Annotated in this window: 1 protein-coding gene; it reads left to right on the forward strand. The window is 46.9% G+C overall.

Annotation, left to right across the window (positions count from 1 at the left end; all coding sequences use genetic code 11):
* Nucleotides 1-241: DUF4815 domain-containing protein (locus HBA93_RS23125; protein WP_221724787.1), on the forward strand; the 241-nt coding region annotated here is incomplete at both ends.

The following is a 241-nucleotide window of genomic DNA, read 5'->3' on the forward strand; positions in this document are numbered from 1 at the left end:
GCTGATGGTGGCGATGTCATTATTGCTTATACCTATAAGCTGCCACGTATTGATATGTTGTGCTTAGCGGAAGATGGCAGCCCTGTTTATGTCAAAGGCCTCTCGGCTATCGGACAGCCAATGAAGCCGGTACCGCCACGCAATGTGCTGCCATTATGTGAAATTTATAATAACTGGATGGGAAAGCCAGTTGTTATAAACACCGGAACACGTGTGCCGCCATACGATGAATTATGGCGTT

The organism is Ochrobactrum sp. SFR4 (genome assembly GCF_019730395.1).
GTDB lineage: Bacteria > Pseudomonadota > Alphaproteobacteria > Rhizobiales > Rhizobiaceae > Pseudochrobactrum.